General features: G+C 71.3%; 15 protein-coding genes and 1 pseudogene. 9 read left to right on the plus strand and 7 right to left on the minus strand.

Features of this window, described 5'->3' with window-relative positions; translation table 11 throughout:
• Positions 1-34: 34 nt before the first annotated feature.
• Positions 35-505, minus strand: coding sequence for a GtrA family protein (locus tag AB0B29_RS10275; RefSeq protein ID WP_362236570.1), 471 nt, complete (start codon positions 503-505; stop codon positions 35-37).
• Between the two features lie 137 nt (positions 506-642).
• On the opposite strand from AB0B29_RS10275, the gene AB0B29_RS10280 reads away from it, so the two are divergent.
• Both AB0B29_RS10280 and AB0B29_RS10285 read left to right on the plus strand, forming a co-directional pair.
• Entirely contained in the window at positions 643-1,641 is a 999-nt protein-coding gene (locus AB0B29_RS10280; protein WP_362236573.1) for a glycosyltransferase family 2 protein, read from the plus strand.
• Between the two features lie 89 nt (positions 1,642-1,730).
• Entirely contained in the window at positions 1,731-2,285 is a 555-nt protein-coding gene (locus AB0B29_RS10285) for a hypothetical protein (protein WP_362236576.1), read from the plus strand.
• A 99-nt stretch (positions 2,286-2,384) separates the two neighbouring features.
• Here the strand turns inward: AB0B29_RS10285 and AB0B29_RS10290 are convergent, their stop codons facing one another.
• Positions 2,385-3,296, minus strand: a complete 912-nt coding sequence (locus tag AB0B29_RS10290) for an alpha/beta fold hydrolase (RefSeq protein WP_362236579.1) — start codon at positions 3,294-3,296, stop codon at positions 2,385-2,387.
• Positions 3,297-3,411: 115 nt separating this feature from the next.
• Here AB0B29_RS10290 and AB0B29_RS10295 point away from each other — a divergent pair, with 115 nt between their 5' ends.
• Together AB0B29_RS10295 and AB0B29_RS10300 are read left to right on the plus strand one after the other, a co-directional pair.
• Complete coding sequence (locus AB0B29_RS10295) at positions 3,412-4,032, plus strand: TetR/AcrR family transcriptional regulator (protein ID WP_362236582.1); 621 nt, start codon at positions 3,412-3,414, stop codon at positions 4,030-4,032.
• Between the two features lie 20 nt (positions 4,033-4,052).
• A complete protein-coding gene (locus AB0B29_RS10300) occupies positions 4,053-4,685 on the plus strand; it encodes a GNAT family N-acetyltransferase (RefSeq protein ID WP_362236584.1) in 633 nt (210 codons plus the stop codon).
• Positions 4,686-4,694: 9 nt separating this feature from the next.
• Here AB0B29_RS10300 and AB0B29_RS10305 read toward each other — a convergent pair whose 3' ends face one another.
• Entirely contained in the window at positions 4,695-5,207 is a 513-nt protein-coding gene (locus AB0B29_RS10305) for a DUF2165 domain-containing protein (RefSeq protein WP_362236586.1), read from the minus strand.
• Between the two features lie 100 nt (positions 5,208-5,307).
• Here AB0B29_RS10305 and AB0B29_RS10310 point away from each other — a divergent pair, with 100 nt between their 5' ends.
• Complete coding sequence (locus AB0B29_RS10310; RefSeq protein ID WP_362236588.1) at positions 5,308-7,788, plus strand: tetratricopeptide repeat protein; 2,481 nt, start codon at positions 5,308-5,310, stop codon at positions 7,786-7,788.
• Here AB0B29_RS10310 and AB0B29_RS10315 read toward each other — a convergent pair.
• Positions 7,763-7,957, minus strand: a complete 195-nt coding sequence (locus AB0B29_RS10315) for a DUF397 domain-containing protein (RefSeq protein ID WP_362236590.1) — start codon at positions 7,955-7,957, stop codon at positions 7,763-7,765. The two genes, AB0B29_RS10310 and AB0B29_RS10315, sit on opposite strands and share 26 nt — an antisense overlap.
• Positions 7,954-8,766, minus strand: coding sequence for a helix-turn-helix domain-containing protein (locus AB0B29_RS10320; RefSeq protein ID WP_362236593.1), 813 nt, complete (start codon positions 8,764-8,766; stop codon positions 7,954-7,956). The genes AB0B29_RS10315 and AB0B29_RS10320 overlap by 4 nt, the downstream gene beginning before the upstream one ends.
• 113 nt (positions 8,767-8,879) lie before the next feature.
• Between AB0B29_RS10320 and AB0B29_RS10325 the strand changes: the two are divergent.
• The 3 genes and pseudogenes from AB0B29_RS10325 to AB0B29_RS10335 all read left to right on the plus strand — a co-directional run.
• Positions 8,880-9,290, plus strand: a pseudogene (locus AB0B29_RS10325) (ATP-binding protein); the annotation flags it as partial.
• A gap of 291 nt (positions 9,291-9,581) precedes the next feature.
• On the plus strand, positions 9,582-10,382 hold the full coding sequence (locus tag AB0B29_RS10330; RefSeq protein WP_362236596.1) for a helix-turn-helix domain-containing protein: 801 nt from the start codon (positions 9,582-9,584) through the stop codon (positions 10,380-10,382).
• A gap of 209 nt (positions 10,383-10,591) precedes the next feature.
• A complete protein-coding gene (locus AB0B29_RS10335) occupies positions 10,592-11,707 on the plus strand; it encodes an ADP-ribosylglycohydrolase family protein (protein WP_362236599.1) in 1,116 nt (371 codons plus the stop codon).
• 4 nt (positions 11,708-11,711) lie between these two features.
• Here AB0B29_RS10335 and AB0B29_RS10340 read toward each other — a convergent pair whose 3' ends face one another.
• Positions 11,712-13,280, minus strand: a complete 1,569-nt coding sequence (locus AB0B29_RS10340) for a sodium:solute symporter family protein (protein ID WP_362236601.1) — start codon at positions 13,278-13,280, stop codon at positions 11,712-11,714.
• A 162-nt stretch (positions 13,281-13,442) separates the two neighbouring features.
• Entirely contained in the window at positions 13,443-14,228 is a 786-nt protein-coding gene (locus tag AB0B29_RS10345) for an SDR family oxidoreductase (protein WP_362236604.1), read from the minus strand.
• Between the two features lie 85 nt (positions 14,229-14,313).
• On the opposite strand from AB0B29_RS10345, the gene AB0B29_RS10350 reads away from it, so the two are divergent.
• Entirely contained in the window at positions 14,314-15,153 is an 840-nt protein-coding gene (locus tag AB0B29_RS10350; RefSeq protein ID WP_362236607.1) for a hypothetical protein, read from the plus strand.
• Positions 15,154-15,155 lie beyond the last annotated feature (2 nt).

The following is a 15,155-nucleotide window of genomic DNA, read 5'->3' on the forward strand; positions in this document are numbered from 1 at the left end:
GCCGGATGCTAACGGGTCGGTGGGCGCGGGCCGGTCAGGGTGCGACGAAGACGTAGCGCCGGTAGGCGTAGAAGCGGAACAGGGTCGCGAGGACCCAGCCGAGGATGCGGGCGGTGTTGTCGCTGAGCGCCGAGTCGAGTCCGAGCAGCTGACGGGACGCGAAGACCGTGCCCGCGGTGATGGCGAGCCCGACCCCGTTCGCGACGAGGAACAGCGCGAGCTCGTGGGTCACCTTCGCGCGGTGCCGGCCGCGGTAGGTCCAGTAGCGGTTCCCGACCCAGCTGAAGAGCGCCGCGGCGGCCGTCGCGACGACGGAGGCCTGTACGGGGGCGGTTCGCATGACCCCGCCCTCCGCGCCGCCGGGCAGGCCGAAGACGAGCAGGTTGTAGCCCCCGTTGTCGACGACGAAGGCCAGGATCCCGACGACGCCGAACTTCGCGGCCTCGCGCCAGATGCCCTTGATGGCTTCACGCGCACGCAGCGTCACAGAGTCGAGGACCGGCACACGGCGAGCGTAACGACCTGGCGTACCCCATCCGGTCAGGCGCGCTCATATCGCACTATGTCGGACTGTATGAGGTGCTGATGTAGGAGTGCCGGCGTTTGAGGTGCTGACTGTGTGAGGAACCGGTCGAGTGAGGAGTGGTCGTGGAACCGACGATCGCGTGTGTCGTGCCGTGCCACAACGAGGAGGCGGCCGTCGGCAAGGTGGTCCGGGACCTGTGCGCGGCCCTGCCCGAGGCCGTCGTCTACGTGTACGACAACGCCTCCACCGACCGGACCGCGGAGGTCGCCCGGGCCGCCGGCGCGATCGTCCGGCAGGAGACCCGCAAGGGCAAGGGCAACGTGATCCGCCGCGCCTTCGCCGACGTCGACGCCGACGCGCTGCTCATCATCGACGGCGACGACACCTACGACGCCTCCCGTGCCCGGGAGCTGGTCGACCTGCTCTTCGAAGGCCCCTACGACCAGGTCGTCGGCGCCCGCCGGGTGAGCGTCGACGGGGCCTACCGGGCCGGGCACGCGGTCGGCAACAAGCTGCTCACCGGAGCCGTGCGGTCCCTGTTCGGCAACGACGTGACCGACATGCTCAGTGGCTACCGGGTCTTCTCGCGGCGCTTCGTGAAGTCCTTCCCGGCACTGGCCCGGGAGTTCGAGACCGAGACCGAGATGACGATCCACGCGCTGCACCTGCGGCTGCCCACCGCGGAGGTCCTCACCGACTACCGGGTCCGGCCCGCCGGTGGCGAGAGCAAGCTGCGCACCTACCGGGACGGATGGCGCATCCTGCGGGTCATCCTCGACCTGGCCCGGCGCGAACGCCCCTCACTGGTCCACACCGTGCTCGCGGGTCTCCTCGCCCTGGTCTCGGTCATCCTGGGCATCCCCGTCATCGCCGACTTCATCGAGACGGGCACCGTGCCCCGGGTCCCCACGGCGATCCTCGCCGCCGCGATCATGACCATCGCGGCGCTCGTCCTGCTCGTGGGCTACATCCTCGAATCGCTCATGCACATGCGTCAGGAGCAGACCCGGCTGGTGCACCTCTCCTACCCGGCCCCCGTGCGCACCCCGCGGTACGCCGCCCGCGGCGCCGGAACGGGCCCGGTACCGGTCCGCAAGACCGCCGGGGGCGGCTGAGGGAGGGAGCCGAGGGGCCGCGGGCGCGCAGTACGATGATCGGAGCCCCGCTTCGACGCGGGGTCCCGTGACTGAGGAGATGCGTGCCGGTGCCTGCCCGACTTCCTTCGTGGGCCTGGGTGACCGGGCTGACCGTGGGAGCGATAGCCGCGGTGACGGTCCTGGGCGTGCGGGCGGACCAGGGCACGCACCCCACCGCCGCGTCGGCCGAGCCGAAGCCCACGGCCTCGGCGCAGCCCACCCCGACGGCGTCGGTCCCCCCGCGGGTGCCCGACGGCTCCGGCACCGGCCGGCGCATCGTCTACTCCCTCGGCGAGAAGCGGGTCTGGCTGGTCGACGCGAGCGAGGCGACCCGCCGGACGTTCACCGTCTGGCCGGGCTCGGTCAGCCCCGACCCGGGCAGCTACGCGGTGTCCTCGCGCAACCCGGGCACGACCGGCTCGGACGGCGTCCAGATCGAACACATCCTGTACTTCGCCGCGAAGTCCGGCGTCTCGGTCGCCTTCTCCAACGCGGTCGACGGGGCCTCACCGCCGCCACCCGCCTCCGGCACCTCGACGGGCGGGGTCAGGATGCGGAAGGCGGACGGCACGGCCCTGTGGACGTTCGGCACGGTCGGCACGACCGTGACCGTGGTCCGGTGACGCGCACCTCGGGCTGAGGCCGGAGGATCTCCTCGAACGTGGCCGTGCCCCCGGGCTGCCCACCACGGTGCTGTCCCGGCCCGTCGGCGTGAGTGGTCGTCAGTCGACGGAGGCCATGAAGTCCAGCATCCTGCGGTTGACCTCCTCCGCGTGGTCGATCTGCGGCCCGTGGCCCGTGCTGGAGATGATCTCGGCTCGGGCACCGGGAACCAGGCGCGGTACGCGCTCTGCCTGCCGCTGCGGGTGCACGAGGAGGCTTCGCTTGCCGAGCACCAGATAGAGCGGCGTCCGGATGGTGGACAGTTCCTCCTCGGACAGGGGAAGCGGCGCCGGGCGACGTATGCGGTAGGCGCGAACCGCCGTTCGGATCATCGCGCGCAGTTCCGGCACGACGAGGACCGGCTGTTCCAGCCAGGCCGCCAGCCGCGGGCGGAGCGCCTTGGGTGCGAAGGTGGCGAAGAGGCCGGCGAAGATCCAGACGAAGAAGCGCAGCCCTACTTTCTCCAGGCCGCCGGGGTCGAGAAGGGTGACCGAGGCGAGGCGGCCGGGCCTGCGGTGCGCCTGGTTGAGGGCGAGCCAGCCACCGTAGGAGGAGCCGACGAGGTGGACGCGGTCGAGTCCGAGCCCGGCGAGCGTCTCGTCCAGCCACTGCGCCGCACGTTCGGGCTGGTGGATGGGTTCGCGCTGGACGCTGCGGCCGGGATCGCCCGGGGTGTCGATCGCGTAGACCGGGCGGTCTGCGCTGAGGGCGGGGGTGTTCGGGTACCACATGGCGGAGCAGGAACCCGCCCCGTGCACCAGGACGACGGGGGTGCGGGATCGGGCGGTTTGGCTCTCGGCGCCGTAGCGGTAGACGTGCGTGGTGCCGAAGGACGTCTTGACGTCCTTTTCCGAGCGCGCGGGCGCCCCCAGTGCGTAGACCGCATCGCAGGCCGTGAAGTGGCGCTCCCGCCAGGAATCGCTCACGTAACGGCCGACATCGGCCCGGGTTCGGGCAGCGGTCTCGGGCATGGCCACCTCCGGCGTCTCGGTTTTGTGATACGAACGTACCACTAACTTGGTACAGCTGTATCATTAAAGAGTCCCCTGGGGGCCGTAGCAGGAACGACGAGCGGAGAACCGGCCGATGCCCAAGCGCGTGGACCACGCAGAGCGGCGCACCGAGATCGCCGAGGCGCTCGTCCGGGTCGCCGGCCGACGCGGGTTGCATGCCGTCGGGATGCGTGACGTGGCAGCGGAGGCGGGCGTATCGCTGCGGCTGGTGCAGTACTACTTCCAGACCAAGGAGAAGTTGCTGCTCTTCGGGCTCGAACTGCTGGCGCAGAGATTCGGGGAGCGGGTCTCCGCCCGGGTGCGGGCCGCCGGGGACGCCCCAGGTCCGCGCGCGAAGGTCGAGGCGCTGCTGCTGGCGGCGCTGCCGACGGACGACGAGAGCCGCACCTTCCACCACCTCTATACGTCGTACGCCGTACTGGCCGTGACCGACCCGGCGCTAGCGGCCCAGCCCTTCATCAAGAACCCCGACGCCGCCGAAGACGCCCTGGCCGAACTCCTCCGGCAGGCGCAGGAAGCGGAACTGCTCGAGCCCGATGTGGACGCACGGCTGGAGGCCGCCGGCCTGCTCGCCATGTCCGCGGGACTCGGCACGGGCGTCCTCGTCGGCCAGCGCAGCCCGGAGTCCGCGACCACAGTCCTGGGCCACCACCTGAACCGCATCTTCCGCACCGGTGATGTGGTCGGGACATGAGCGACCGGAGCCCATCGGCCGTGGAGCTGAAGACCGCCCGGCTGTTGCTGACACGCCCGACCGCCGCCGATGTCGACGCGATCTTCGCCGTCCACAGTGATCCGGAGACCTGTACCCACAACCCCTCCGACGCGCTCGCCCGGTTCGAGGAAGCAGAGGCGCTCTACCGGCGTTGGGACGACCAGTGGCAGCAGCACGGGTACGGGTACTGGGTCGTCCGGCACCAAGGCTCCGTGCGGCAGCTCGGATTCTGCGGAATCAAGCCCATGGAACTGCACGGAGCCCCGGTCCTGAACCTCTTCTACCGTTTCGCCAGCTCAGCCTGGGGCCGAGGCTTCGCCGGCGAAGCCGCAGGCGCGGTTGCCACCTGGGCATCCCGTCACCTGCCCGGCCTCCCGCTGATCGCCCGCGTGCGACCGGCCAACGTCGCCTCTCAGCACGTGGCGTTACGCGCCGGACTCAGCCGAGCGCAGCATCTCGACACCGAGGGACACGACGGCTTCGACTGGATCTACATCGCCCGGCATGCGAACGAGGCCACGAACGGGCGCGATCACACACCAGGACTCCGAGATCCAGACGAAGTTCCCCGGCCGGAGGGCGGCGCCGCTCCGCCGGGCGCGGCCGACGCGGCAGCGCATGAAGGCCGTTAGCGGCGGCGCTCAGGCGGCGGACGTGTCCGCCCGCCGGCCCGGCAGCTGGTTGACGATCAGCACGATCCCGCTGAACAGGAAGATCCGGGTCGCGGCGTCCAGTCCGTTCCAGCTCTTCGACTGCCACATCGAGAACCACTCACCGCCGATCGCTATGAACCCGGCCCCGAACAGCAGCATCACCATCAGCAGCCCGTACGTCGACCACTGCCGGGCGCGCTGCTCATCGCGTCTGGCCCACAGCCAGCTCCCGAATATGAGCGCCAGCGCGGCGAGGGTCTCCCAGACGATGATCCCGACGTAGGCGGCGTCCTGCAGGCCCTGGCTCGTGACGGCCCGCCACATCAGGTCCTCGTCCTTGAACGTGGTGTCCATGGCGAGCACATGCCGGACGAACTGCTGGTTGGTCCCGAAGTCGGTGATGTTCCCGAAGGCGACGAGCGCCATGTAGAGGGCGATGGTCGCGGTGAGCAGCATGGCGGCAAGGGACAGCCCGCCGCGTGGAGTTGTGGAGGTGGCCATGACGATCATTCTCCCCGCGCACGGGCATCCGATGTACCCGGCGGCGGTTGAGCGACAATGTCGGCCGGGGCCGACCGCGCGAGACGAGGGGAACGTACGGATGGCGCAGCCTCAACCGTCCATGCAGGAGCTGATACGGCAGCGCGGCCGGGCCGGTTTCGTCGGCCGCTCCGCCGAACGCGCCGCCTTCCGCGCCAACTTCGGCACCGCCCCGCACGACGAACGCCACCGTTTCCGCTTCCACGTGCAGGGCAACGCGGGCGTCGGAAAGACCTTCCTGCTGCGGGAGTTGGAGCAGATCGCCCGCGAACAGGGCGCGCTGACGGCGTTCGTCGACGACGGCGCGGGCAGCGTGCCGGAGGTGATGGCGGAGATCTGCCGCCAGTTCGCCGCCCAGGGACGGCGGTTGAAGGAGCTGGAGCGCCTGCTCGCCGCCCACCGCGAACACCGGCACGAGGCGGAACTGGCCGCACTGGCCGTCCTGGACAGCGCTCCGGAAGAGACCGGCCCGTCCACGGGAGGCCGGATGGTGGCACGGGCGGGGGTGGTCGCCGCCGGGATGGTGCCGGTGGTCGGGCCGCTGGCCGGGATGCTGGACGCGGAGCAACTCGCGCACGTCGCCGACCGGTTGCGCGCGAGCCTCGTGGCCCGCTTCCGCAACCACGAGGACCTCCGGCTGGTCCTCGCCCCCGAGCAGGTGCTCACCCCGGTGCTCCTGCGCGAGCTGACGGATTCGGACGCGCCGTGGATCGCCCTCTTCCTGGACACCTACGAGCGGACGGGCCCGTACCTGGACCCCTGGCTGCACGAGACGATGACGACGGACCGCCACGGCGGCGTGCCCGCCACGACGGTGGTGACCACGGCGGGCAGGACGCGCCTGGACCCGGCGCGCTGGGGCGGGCTGGCGGACTTCGTGGCGGACTTCCCGCTGGCCCCCTTCACGGAGCGGGAGGCGCGCGGCCTGCTGGCCGCCAAGGGCGTGACGGCCGAACCGGTCGTCGAGGAGGTGCTGCGCCTCACCGGCGGCCTCCCCGTCCTGGTCTCCACGCTCGCCGAGTCGCGCCCCACCGCTCCGGACGACGTGGGCGACCCGAGCGCGACAGCCGTGGACCGCTTCCTGAGGTGGGAGGAGGACCCGGTCCGCCGGGCCGCCGCGCTGGCCTGCGCACTGCCGAGGTGGCTGGACGGCGATGTGTTCCGGGCGGCGGTCGACTGCCCACCGGAGGAACTGGATGCCCTCTACGCGTGGTTGCGGGCGATGCCGTTCGTCAGCGTGCGCGGCGGGGGACGCCTGCGCTACCACGACGTCGTACGGGCGCCGATGCTGCGCGCGGAACGCCGCAGGGCGCCCCGGGAGTGGGCGCAGCGGCAGCGGCGCCTGGCGGGCACGTTCCGTCACTGGCGGGAGGAAGCCGGACGGGACGTGGCCGATCTCTGGCTCGACGACACCTGGCGGGACCTGCGCCAGGCCGAGTACTACCACCTGCTCTGCGCCGGTGAACGGGGGGCGCTGCCCCAGGCCTTGCGGGACTTCGTCCATGCCTGCGGCGCCGGCCAGGTCATGGCCGTGCGGTGGGCACGCGTGCTGGTGGACGCCGGGCACGACGCGGAACTCCAGCCGGTGTCCGAGTGGGGAACCGACCTGACGACGGCACTCGACACGGAGGGCATCGCCGCCGCGCTGGGGTTGCTCCTGCGCCGGGGCGTACTCGACGCTCCGGCCCAGGCCCGCGCCCGCCTCGTACGGGGCGACCAACTGCGCGGCGAGGGCGCGCACGCCCAGGCCCTCACCGAGTACGACCGGGCCGTCGAGCTCGATCCGGCACTGGCCCTCGCCTACCGGCACCGGTCTGGGATCCGGGGCGACCTCGGCGACCACGACGGAGCGATCGCCGACCTGGACCGGGCCGTCGCGCTGGACCCGGACAACGCCTGGTACGTCGCACTGCGGGGGGAGCACCAGCGGATCGCCGGACGCGACGCGGAGGCGATCCGGGACCTGACCGAAGCGGTTCGCCTCGACCCCGCCTCCGCGTTCGCCTGGGCCTCCCGGGGCGCCACGCACGAGCGTGCCGGCGAACGGGACGCGGCCCTCACCGACCTCGGGCGGGCACTGGACCTCGACCCGGACTACGCGTGGGCGCTCGCCCGCCGCGCCCGGGTGTGGCGGGCCCTGGGTGACACCCGTCGCCAACTGGCCGACCTCGACCACGCATTGGCTCAGAGTCCCGACTGGCCCTGGGCCCGCTGCGAACGCGGCGACGCGCTGCGTGCCGCGGGCCGTGACGAGGAAGCGGTCGCCGACCTGGACGTCGCACTGGCCCTGGACCCCACGTACACGTCGGCCTACGCGAGCCGGGGTGAGTCCCTGGCCCGCCTGGGCCGCCACGCGGAGGCACTGGCCGATCTGAACCGGGCGGTGGAGATGCGGCCGGGTTACGTCTGGGCGCTGTGCCGCAGGGCCGTGCTGCATACGGTCATGGGGCGCCCGGAGGAGGCCCGGGCGGACCTGGCCCGCGTCCGGGAACTGGATGCCGTGGCGCTGGAGAGGTTCACGGACGCCAGCGTCCTGCCGTGAACTCCAGGAACTCGGACCAGGCACCGTCGGTGAACGACAGTCGGGAGCCGTCCTTGTTCTTGGAGTCGCGGATGTGGATGGAGGGCTGCGCTATCGCGACTTCGACGCAGTCCGGTCCGTCGTTGCCGCTGTAGCTGCTCTTGATCCACGTGAGCGGGGTGGGCGTCATGTCTCTTCTCCCAGCACTTTTTCGATGAAGGTCAGCGACTCGCGCGGCGAGAGGGCCTGCGCCCGGATCATGCCATAGCGCATATCGAGGATCTGGACCTCCTTCGGATCGCTGATCACCCGGTCGTACAGCTGGCTTTCCGTGTGTCCGACCGCCGTGCGGTCCTGGAGCTTCAACAGCCGGAAGGAGCCCATCACTGCTGCGTGGTCCTCCCTGCGCATGGGCATCACCTGGATCTCGACGTGCCGCAACTTGGCTACCTCCAGGAGGTGTTCGAGCTGGCGACGCAGCACCATCCTGCCTCCGAGCGGCCGCCGTAGTGTCATCTCTTCCTGGACAAAGGTGATGAGGGGGTGCGGCACCCGATCGAAGACGGCCTTCCGTGCCATGCGTGCTGCCACGTGGCGCTCGATCTCGTCCTCGCTGTACGCCGGCCGCCGCATCGCGTACAGCGCCTGGGCGTACTCGGGAGTCTGCAACAACTCGTGGATGTGCAGGGCCGCATACGCCCCGAGCTCGACCGCCTGGTCCTCCAACTTGGTCAGGTCCCGGACGGTCTTCGGATACCGAGCCCTCTCCACATCCTCCTTCATCGCGGAGATCTTGCCGGAGGCCCCCAGCACCTCGTCCGCCTTGTCGAGGAAGTCCGGCTTGGGGATGCGCCGGGCGCGCTCGACGGACGACACCATCTCCTCCCCGTACCCGATGGCCGACCCCAGCTCGGCCTGCCTCAGCCCCGCGGCCTCGCGCCACATCTTGATCTGCCGTCCGACCGTCCGCAGCACGGCCGCCGCTTCCTCGTCCTCCACGCGTTCCCCTCCTGACGTACGAGCCGTACGACCCCGCCACGCGTCCGGACAGTCACGCTCCGTACCGAGGTCATTGCTGTTCAGAGTAGGGACGGGCGAGCACGCTGGGTGACATGAGTCAGAAAGTCCCCACGCAAATCCCTCTCCTCGCCCGGCACTTCACGATCCAGCTGTCCGCCACTCGAAGAGGCGCTCGACTGGCCCGGCTGCTCACCGAACGCCAGCTCGACGAGTGGGGTGAGCCCTACGAGGCTGCCGCGCAGGTGGTGGCGGAGCTGGCGTCCAACGCCGTGCTGCACGGCCGCGTCCGGGGCAGGGACTTCCGCCTCGGCCTGAAGCTGCACGCCGACCGCACGCTCCGCGTCGAGGTCACCGACGCCCGGGGCGACCGGATCCCGAGCGTCTCGGAACCGGGCGGCGAGGACGCGGAGTCCGGCCGCGGCCTGTGGATCGTCGCGGCGTACGCGAGCCGCTGGGGAGTGGAGGAGGCACCTGCCGACTCCAAAACGGTGTGGGCCGAACTGGGGCCGGTGTCCAGGTTTCCTGACGGAACTGCAGGCCCGAGATGCCGGATCGCGGCCCGTCATGACCCGGCCGGTCCCGACGTCAAGAACCAAAGAACCGGGGAAAGAACCAACCCCGCCCCCACCGCCCCCGCGACTCACCCCCAGGGGTGAACATCACCAACTCAACTGGCGTGGAGGGCAGTCGATGGTGCAGCGTCAGCGCAGACAACCCCACAAACGAATACGGCCCCCGCCGGGACTGCCATCCCACTGCGAGGGCCTGATCACCTAGGAAGTCGAGCCTTCCCGATGACTGACCAGCACCCTAGCGCGCCCGCACGCGCGCAGTCCGGCACTTTCGGTGTCCAGCACGTGACGGAGCGCCACGAGGACAACTTCACGGTGGTCGGCAACCACCTGGCCCAGCACCCGGACCTGTCACTCACCGCGATCGGCCTGGCCGTCCACATCCAGTCGCTCCCGGCCGGAAGCCCGATCGGCATCAAGACGCTGACGGCCAAGTTCCAGGAGGGCGAGATCCGGATCGCCGCCGCCCTGCGGGAACTGGAAACCCACGGTTACCTCACGCGCGCCAGGGAGCGTCTTCAATCCGGCCGAGTCGTAACCCGCACGGTCTCGTACAACAAGCCCGGGACGACCACCCCCGAGCACCACCCGGCCTCCCCTCCAGCCCGCCCGGCCTCCCCTCCGCCCCGGAAGGAATCCCCGGCCCCGAAGGCATGCCGCACCGCCGCCGATCTCCTCACCGGCCTGCGTGCCACCGACTCCCGCCTGCTGCTGAGCGAACGCGACGTACACAGGCTGGCCCCGCAGGTGTCGGCGTGGCTGGAGCGGGGCGTCCCGGTCACGGCGGTGGAACGGACGCTGACGTCCGACCTGCCGCAGGTGCCGATCAAGCACCCGGCGGCCTTCCTCGCCCACCGCCTGACCACCCTCCTCCCACCGCCCCTCCCCGCGGCCCGGCCCCACCCGGCACCCCCTCCCCGCCCGGCCCCGCTCCAGACCTGCGACGGCTGCGAACGGGCCTTCCGGTCGGCGCAGCCGGGCCGATGCCGAGACTGCCGCACCGCCGAGCGGGACGCGGCCTAGGCGCGCGGACACCCCTGCACCTCCGTGGCCGGACGTTCGCACATGTCGTTCAGGCGCAGATCCTCGCACGCCTGTCCGGTACTCCCGAGTGCTCAGGGCTACGGTCCGTGAGCGGCCCGTGAAGGCGTTGTTCCGCCCTCCGAACCCCCCGTCCCCGTTCGATTACAGTGCAGGGCGTCGTACGTGTGGACGGTCCCTGGGAGGTCGAGGTGGGTGCGACTGCCGGCGCCGTCTGGGGCCGTACGGAGCAGCAGGACTTCCGCAGCCGGGTGCGGGGGACCCTGCTCGGCGTGGCCGTGGGAGACGCCCTGGGAGCGCCCGTCGACGGGCTGACCCTGCAGGCGATCCGGGAGGCGCACGGGGCGGAGGGCCTGGTGGACCTGGCCCCCGCCTACGGCAGACGCGGCGCCGTCACGCACCTCACCCAGCTCACCCTGTTCTCCGTCGACGGGCTGATCCGGGCCCAGGTGCGGCGGGACACCGGCGCCTGGCACCCGCCCACCGACCTGCACCGGGCGTATCTGCGCTGGGCCGCCACCCAGCGCGACTGGGGGCCCGACGAGCGCCGCAAGGAAGACGGGTGGCTGGCGCGCGAGGAGTGGCTGTACGCGCGGCGGGACCCCAGCCGCACCCTGCTGCTCGGGCTCGGCGACGCGACCATGGGGACACCCGAGGCGCCGAAGAACCCCGGCGAGGCCGGGCCCGAGGCCGCCGCCCGGTCGGCCCCGTTCGGGCTGCTCGTCGGCTGGGAGCCGCAGCTGGTCGCCCAGCTCGCCGTCGAGTGCGCCGCGCAGACCCACGGCCATCCCACGGCGGCCCTGGCGGCGGGCGCGTACGCCGTGATCGTGCACGCGCTGGCGCTGGGCGAAAGCCTCGACTCCGCCGTCCAGCGAACCCTCGGGCTGCTGGCCGCCCGGCCGGGGCACCAGCCGGTGTCGGACGCGCTGCAGCATGCGCTGGGCGCCGTGCGGCAGGGCATGCCCGGCCCGGAGCGCGTGGCCGAGCTGGGCGGGGCGGGCACGGCCGAGGGGCTCGTCGCCGCCGCCGTGTACTGCGCACTGGTCGCCGCCGACGTCCGGCACGGGCTGTGTCTCGCCGTCAACCACGACGGCCCGTCCGCCGCCACCGCCGCGCTGACCGGCGGCCTGCTGGGTGCCCTGCACGGCGAGACGGCCCTCCCCCCGGCCTGGCTGGCCGAGCTGGAAGGCCGTCCCACGATGCTGGAGCTGGCCGACGACTTCGCGATGGAGATGACCCAGGGCCCGGCCCTGCACGGCCCGGGCGGCTCGTCCCCCGGCTGGCTCGCCCGCTACCCGAGAGCCTGAGCGGTCAGTCCCTGCCGGTCCGCACCACGTCGTCCGCCGGACCGGCCGGGGCCGGGACCGTGGCCGTCGCCGCGCCGTCCCCGTCCGTGTTGATCCTCTCGATGATCGCCAGCCGCTCCGGTGTGTCCTCCGGCCGGATGAAGCCGACGACGATGTAGAGGACCAGCGACACCGCCAGCGGGATCGACACCTGGTACTGGAGCGGCACGCCGCCCTCGACGTTCCAGTGGATCGGGTAGTTCACCAGCCAGAACGCCAACAGGCCCATCGACCAGCTGACCAGGGCCGCGGTGGGGCCGGAGCGGCGGAACGCGCGCAGCAGGCCCAGCATCATCGGGATCGCCATCGGGCCCATCAGACCGGCCACCCACTTGATGACCACCGTGATGATGTCCTTGAACGCGGGGGAATTGACCTGCGTCGCCGCCGCCATGGACAGGCCGAGGAAGACGACCGTGGCGACCCGGGCGACCCGCAGGCCCTGGCTCTGGTTCCAGGCCCGGGCCCGCGCCCAGATCACCGGCGCGCAGTCCCGGGTGAAGACGGCCGCGATGGCGTTGGCGTCGGAGGAGCACATGGCCATGGTGTGCGAGAAGAAGCCGACGATGACCAGCCCCAGCAGACCGTGCGGCAGGAGCTGTTCGGTCATCAGGGCGTAGGAGTCCGAGCCGTCCTGCTTCTGCGACTCGACCAGCAGCGGCGACATCCACATGGGGAAGAACAGCACCAGCGGCCAGACCAGCCACAGGATCGCCGAGAGGCGGGCGGAGCGCTCGGCCTCCTTGGCGTTCGGCGTGGCCATGTAGCGCTGCGCCTGGTTGAGCATGCCGCCGTTGTACTCGAAGAGCTTGATGAAGAGGAACGCGAGCAGGAACACCGTGCCGTACGGCCCGACCAGCGGTTTCCCGTGGCCCTGGAGTTCCGGCGAGTCCCAGACGCCGAAGAAGCCGCCGTGGTCGTCGAGGCGTACGAAGACCGCCACGAACATCGCGACGCCGGCCAGCAACTGGATGATGAACTGGCCGAGTTCGGTCAGCGCGTCCGCCCAGAGTCCGCCGATGGTGCAGTAGACCGCCGTGATCCCGCCGGTGATGAGGATGCCCTGGTTGAGGGAGATGCCGGTGAAGACGGACAGCAGGGTGGCGATGGCGGCCCACTTGGCGCCCACGTCCACGATCTTCAGCAGCATGCCCGACCAGGCCAGCGCCTGCTGCGTCTTCAGGTCGTAGCGGTTCTTCAGGTACTCCAGCGGGGAGGCCACATGGAGCCGGGAGCGCAGCCGGTTGATGCGCGGGGCGAACAGCTTCGAGCCGATGGCGATACCGAGGGCGATGGGGAAGGACCAGGTGACGAAGGACGTGACGCCGTAGGTGTAGGCGATGCCCGCGTACCCGGTGAACATCACCGCGCTGTAGCCCGACATGTGGTGCGAGATGCCGGAGAGCCACCACGGCATCTTGCCGCCGGCGGTGAAGAAGTCGCTGACGTTGTCGACACGTTTGTGCGACCAGACGCCGATCGCGACCATCACGGCGAAGTAGCCGACGAGCACGGCCCAGTCGAGACCGTTCATGAATCCCCTTCCACGGTGCTGCCGCCAGGGTCAGGCATGTGAACTCTGGTTTCGGTGACGTGCGCACGGCAAGCAAGGGGAAGGTCAAGAGAGCGTAAAATAGTTCGGTGAGATGACTTCGGTTCACGTACTTGAATCAGCGGGTGTGGCTGGAAAGAGACCTCATCGCATCAGCTCGCCCGCGTTCACCAGCAGCGACTGCCCGGTGATCGCCCGGGCCCGGTCGGATGCCAGGAACACCGCCGCGTCCGCCACGTCCCCGTCCGTGGCCAGCTCCGGCAATGCCATCCGGTCCGTCAGCCTGCCCAGCACCGCCGCCTCCGACACGCCCTCCGACCGGGCCGCGAACTGCACGTACGCCTGCACCGGCGGCCCCCACATCCAGCCCGGCAGCACGGTGTTGACCCGGATCCGGTGCGGCCCGAGCTCACGCGCGAGCGAGTACATCGCACTCGTCAGCGCCCCCTTCGACGCCGCGTACGCCGCCTGCCGCACCTGCGAGGGGGCGGCCACCGCCGACTGCGTCCCCACGAACACCACGGACCCGCCGCCCTGCTGGAGCGACGGCAGGCAGGCCCGCGTCATCCGCAGGGTGCCCAGCAGGTTCACGTCCAGCACCGACCGCCAGGACTCGAAGTCGGCGTCCTCCAGTCCGCCGAAGTAGCTGTCGAGCGCGGCCACGTTGACGACCGCGTCGATCCCGCCGAACCGCTCCCGCGCCAGCTCGGCCAGCGCCTCGCACTGCGCCTCGTCGGAGATGTCCGTGGCCCGGTACGCGGTGCACGCCCCGCCGGGATCGACCTCGGCGGCCGTCTTCGCCAGGCTCGCCTCCGTGCGGGCCCCGAGCACGGCCCGCCCGCCGTCCCGCACGACCGCCGCCGCGACCTGCCGCCCGAGCCCGGGCCCGACCCCCGACACCACGACCGTCTTCCCCGCGAGCAGTGACATGGCAGGACCTCCCCGGACCGGAACCCTGGCGCTCTATCTGACGGAGCGTCAGAGTATGGGTCAGTCACCGACGAAGGGGAAGGGCATGAGCGAGGACACCCGCAGCGAGCTGTACGCCGAACTGGCCGCCGTCGGCCCCTACGGCACCCACCCCGGACACGCCCTCATCACCATGGTCGAGCCGCACCCCGGCCACGAGTACGCCTACAACCGCTGGTACGAGGACGACCACTACTACGCCGGCGCGATGGCCATGCCCTGGATGCAGGCGGGCCGCCGCTGGGTGGCGACCCGGGACCTCCAGCTCCTGCGCTACCCCGACAAGTCGGCGATCGCCGAGCCGGTCACCGCCGGCTGCTACCTCTCCACGTACTGGATCACCGCCGGCCGCTACGACGACCACATGCGCTGGACGGTCGCCGTCAACAAGCGCCTCAACCGGGACGCCCGCGTCTACCACGACCGCACGCACGTCCTCACGGCGTTCCAGGACCACGAGGCGACCGTGTACCGCGACGGAGCGGCCGGCCCCCGCGACGTCCACGCCCTCGACCACCCCTACGCGGGCCTGGTCCTCCAGGTCGTCGAGGCGGGCACCCCCGAGCAACGCGCCCCGCTCCTGCACTGGCTGCGCACCCGCCACCTCCCCGAGCGCCTGGCGGGCTCCCCGGCCGCACTGGTGACGCTCTTCCGCCCGACCCCCCTCCCCGGCGACCGCATGACGTACGTCAAACAGGTCGAGGGCGTCGACACGCGCCTGACGCTCCTGTGGTTCCTCCAGACCGACCCGAGGGAGTGCTGGGACTCCTTCTTCACCGGGCTCGACGCGGCCGTGGCGGAATCGGGCCTGGGCAGGGTGGAACTGGTGGCGCCGTTCATCCCGACGGTGCCGGGCACGGACCAGTACGTGGACCGGCTGCGCTGAGG

Origin of the sequence: Streptomyces tibetensis, assembly GCF_040647715.1 — a bacterium.
Lineage (GTDB): Bacteria > Actinomycetota > Actinomycetes > Streptomycetales > Streptomycetaceae > Streptomyces > Streptomyces tibetensis_A.

Coding starts and splice junctions, on each gene's coding strand:
- AB0B29_RS10290 (WP_362236579.1), bottom strand. CDS start 3,296: ATGCCCGAGACCGCTGCCCGAACCCGGGCCGATGTCGGCCGTTACGTG.
- AB0B29_RS10295 (WP_362236582.1), top strand. CDS start 3,412: ATGCCCAAGCGCGTGGACCACGCAGAGCGGCGCACCGAGATCGCCGAG.
- AB0B29_RS10305 (WP_362236586.1), bottom strand. CDS start 5,207: ATGGCCACCTCCACAACTCCACGCGGCGGGCTGTCCCTTGCCGCCATG.
- AB0B29_RS10310 (WP_362236588.1), top strand. CDS start 5,308: ATGGCGCAGCCTCAACCGTCCATGCAGGAGCTGATACGGCAGCGCGGC.
- AB0B29_RS10315 (WP_362236590.1), bottom strand. CDS start 7,957: ATGACGCCCACCCCGCTCACGTGGATCAAGAGCAGCTACAGCGGCAAC.
- AB0B29_RS10330 (WP_362236596.1), top strand. CDS start 9,582: ATGACTGACCAGCACCCTAGCGCGCCCGCACGCGCGCAGTCCGGCACT.
- AB0B29_RS10340 (WP_362236601.1), bottom strand. CDS start 13,280: ATGAACGGTCTCGACTGGGCCGTGCTCGTCGGCTACTTCGCCGTGATG.
- AB0B29_RS10345 (WP_362236604.1), bottom strand. CDS start 14,228: ATGTCACTGCTCGCGGGGAAGACGGTCGTGGTGTCGGGGGTCGGGCCC.
- AB0B29_RS10350 (WP_362236607.1), top strand. CDS start 14,314: ATGAGCGAGGACACCCGCAGCGAGCTGTACGCCGAACTGGCCGCCGTC.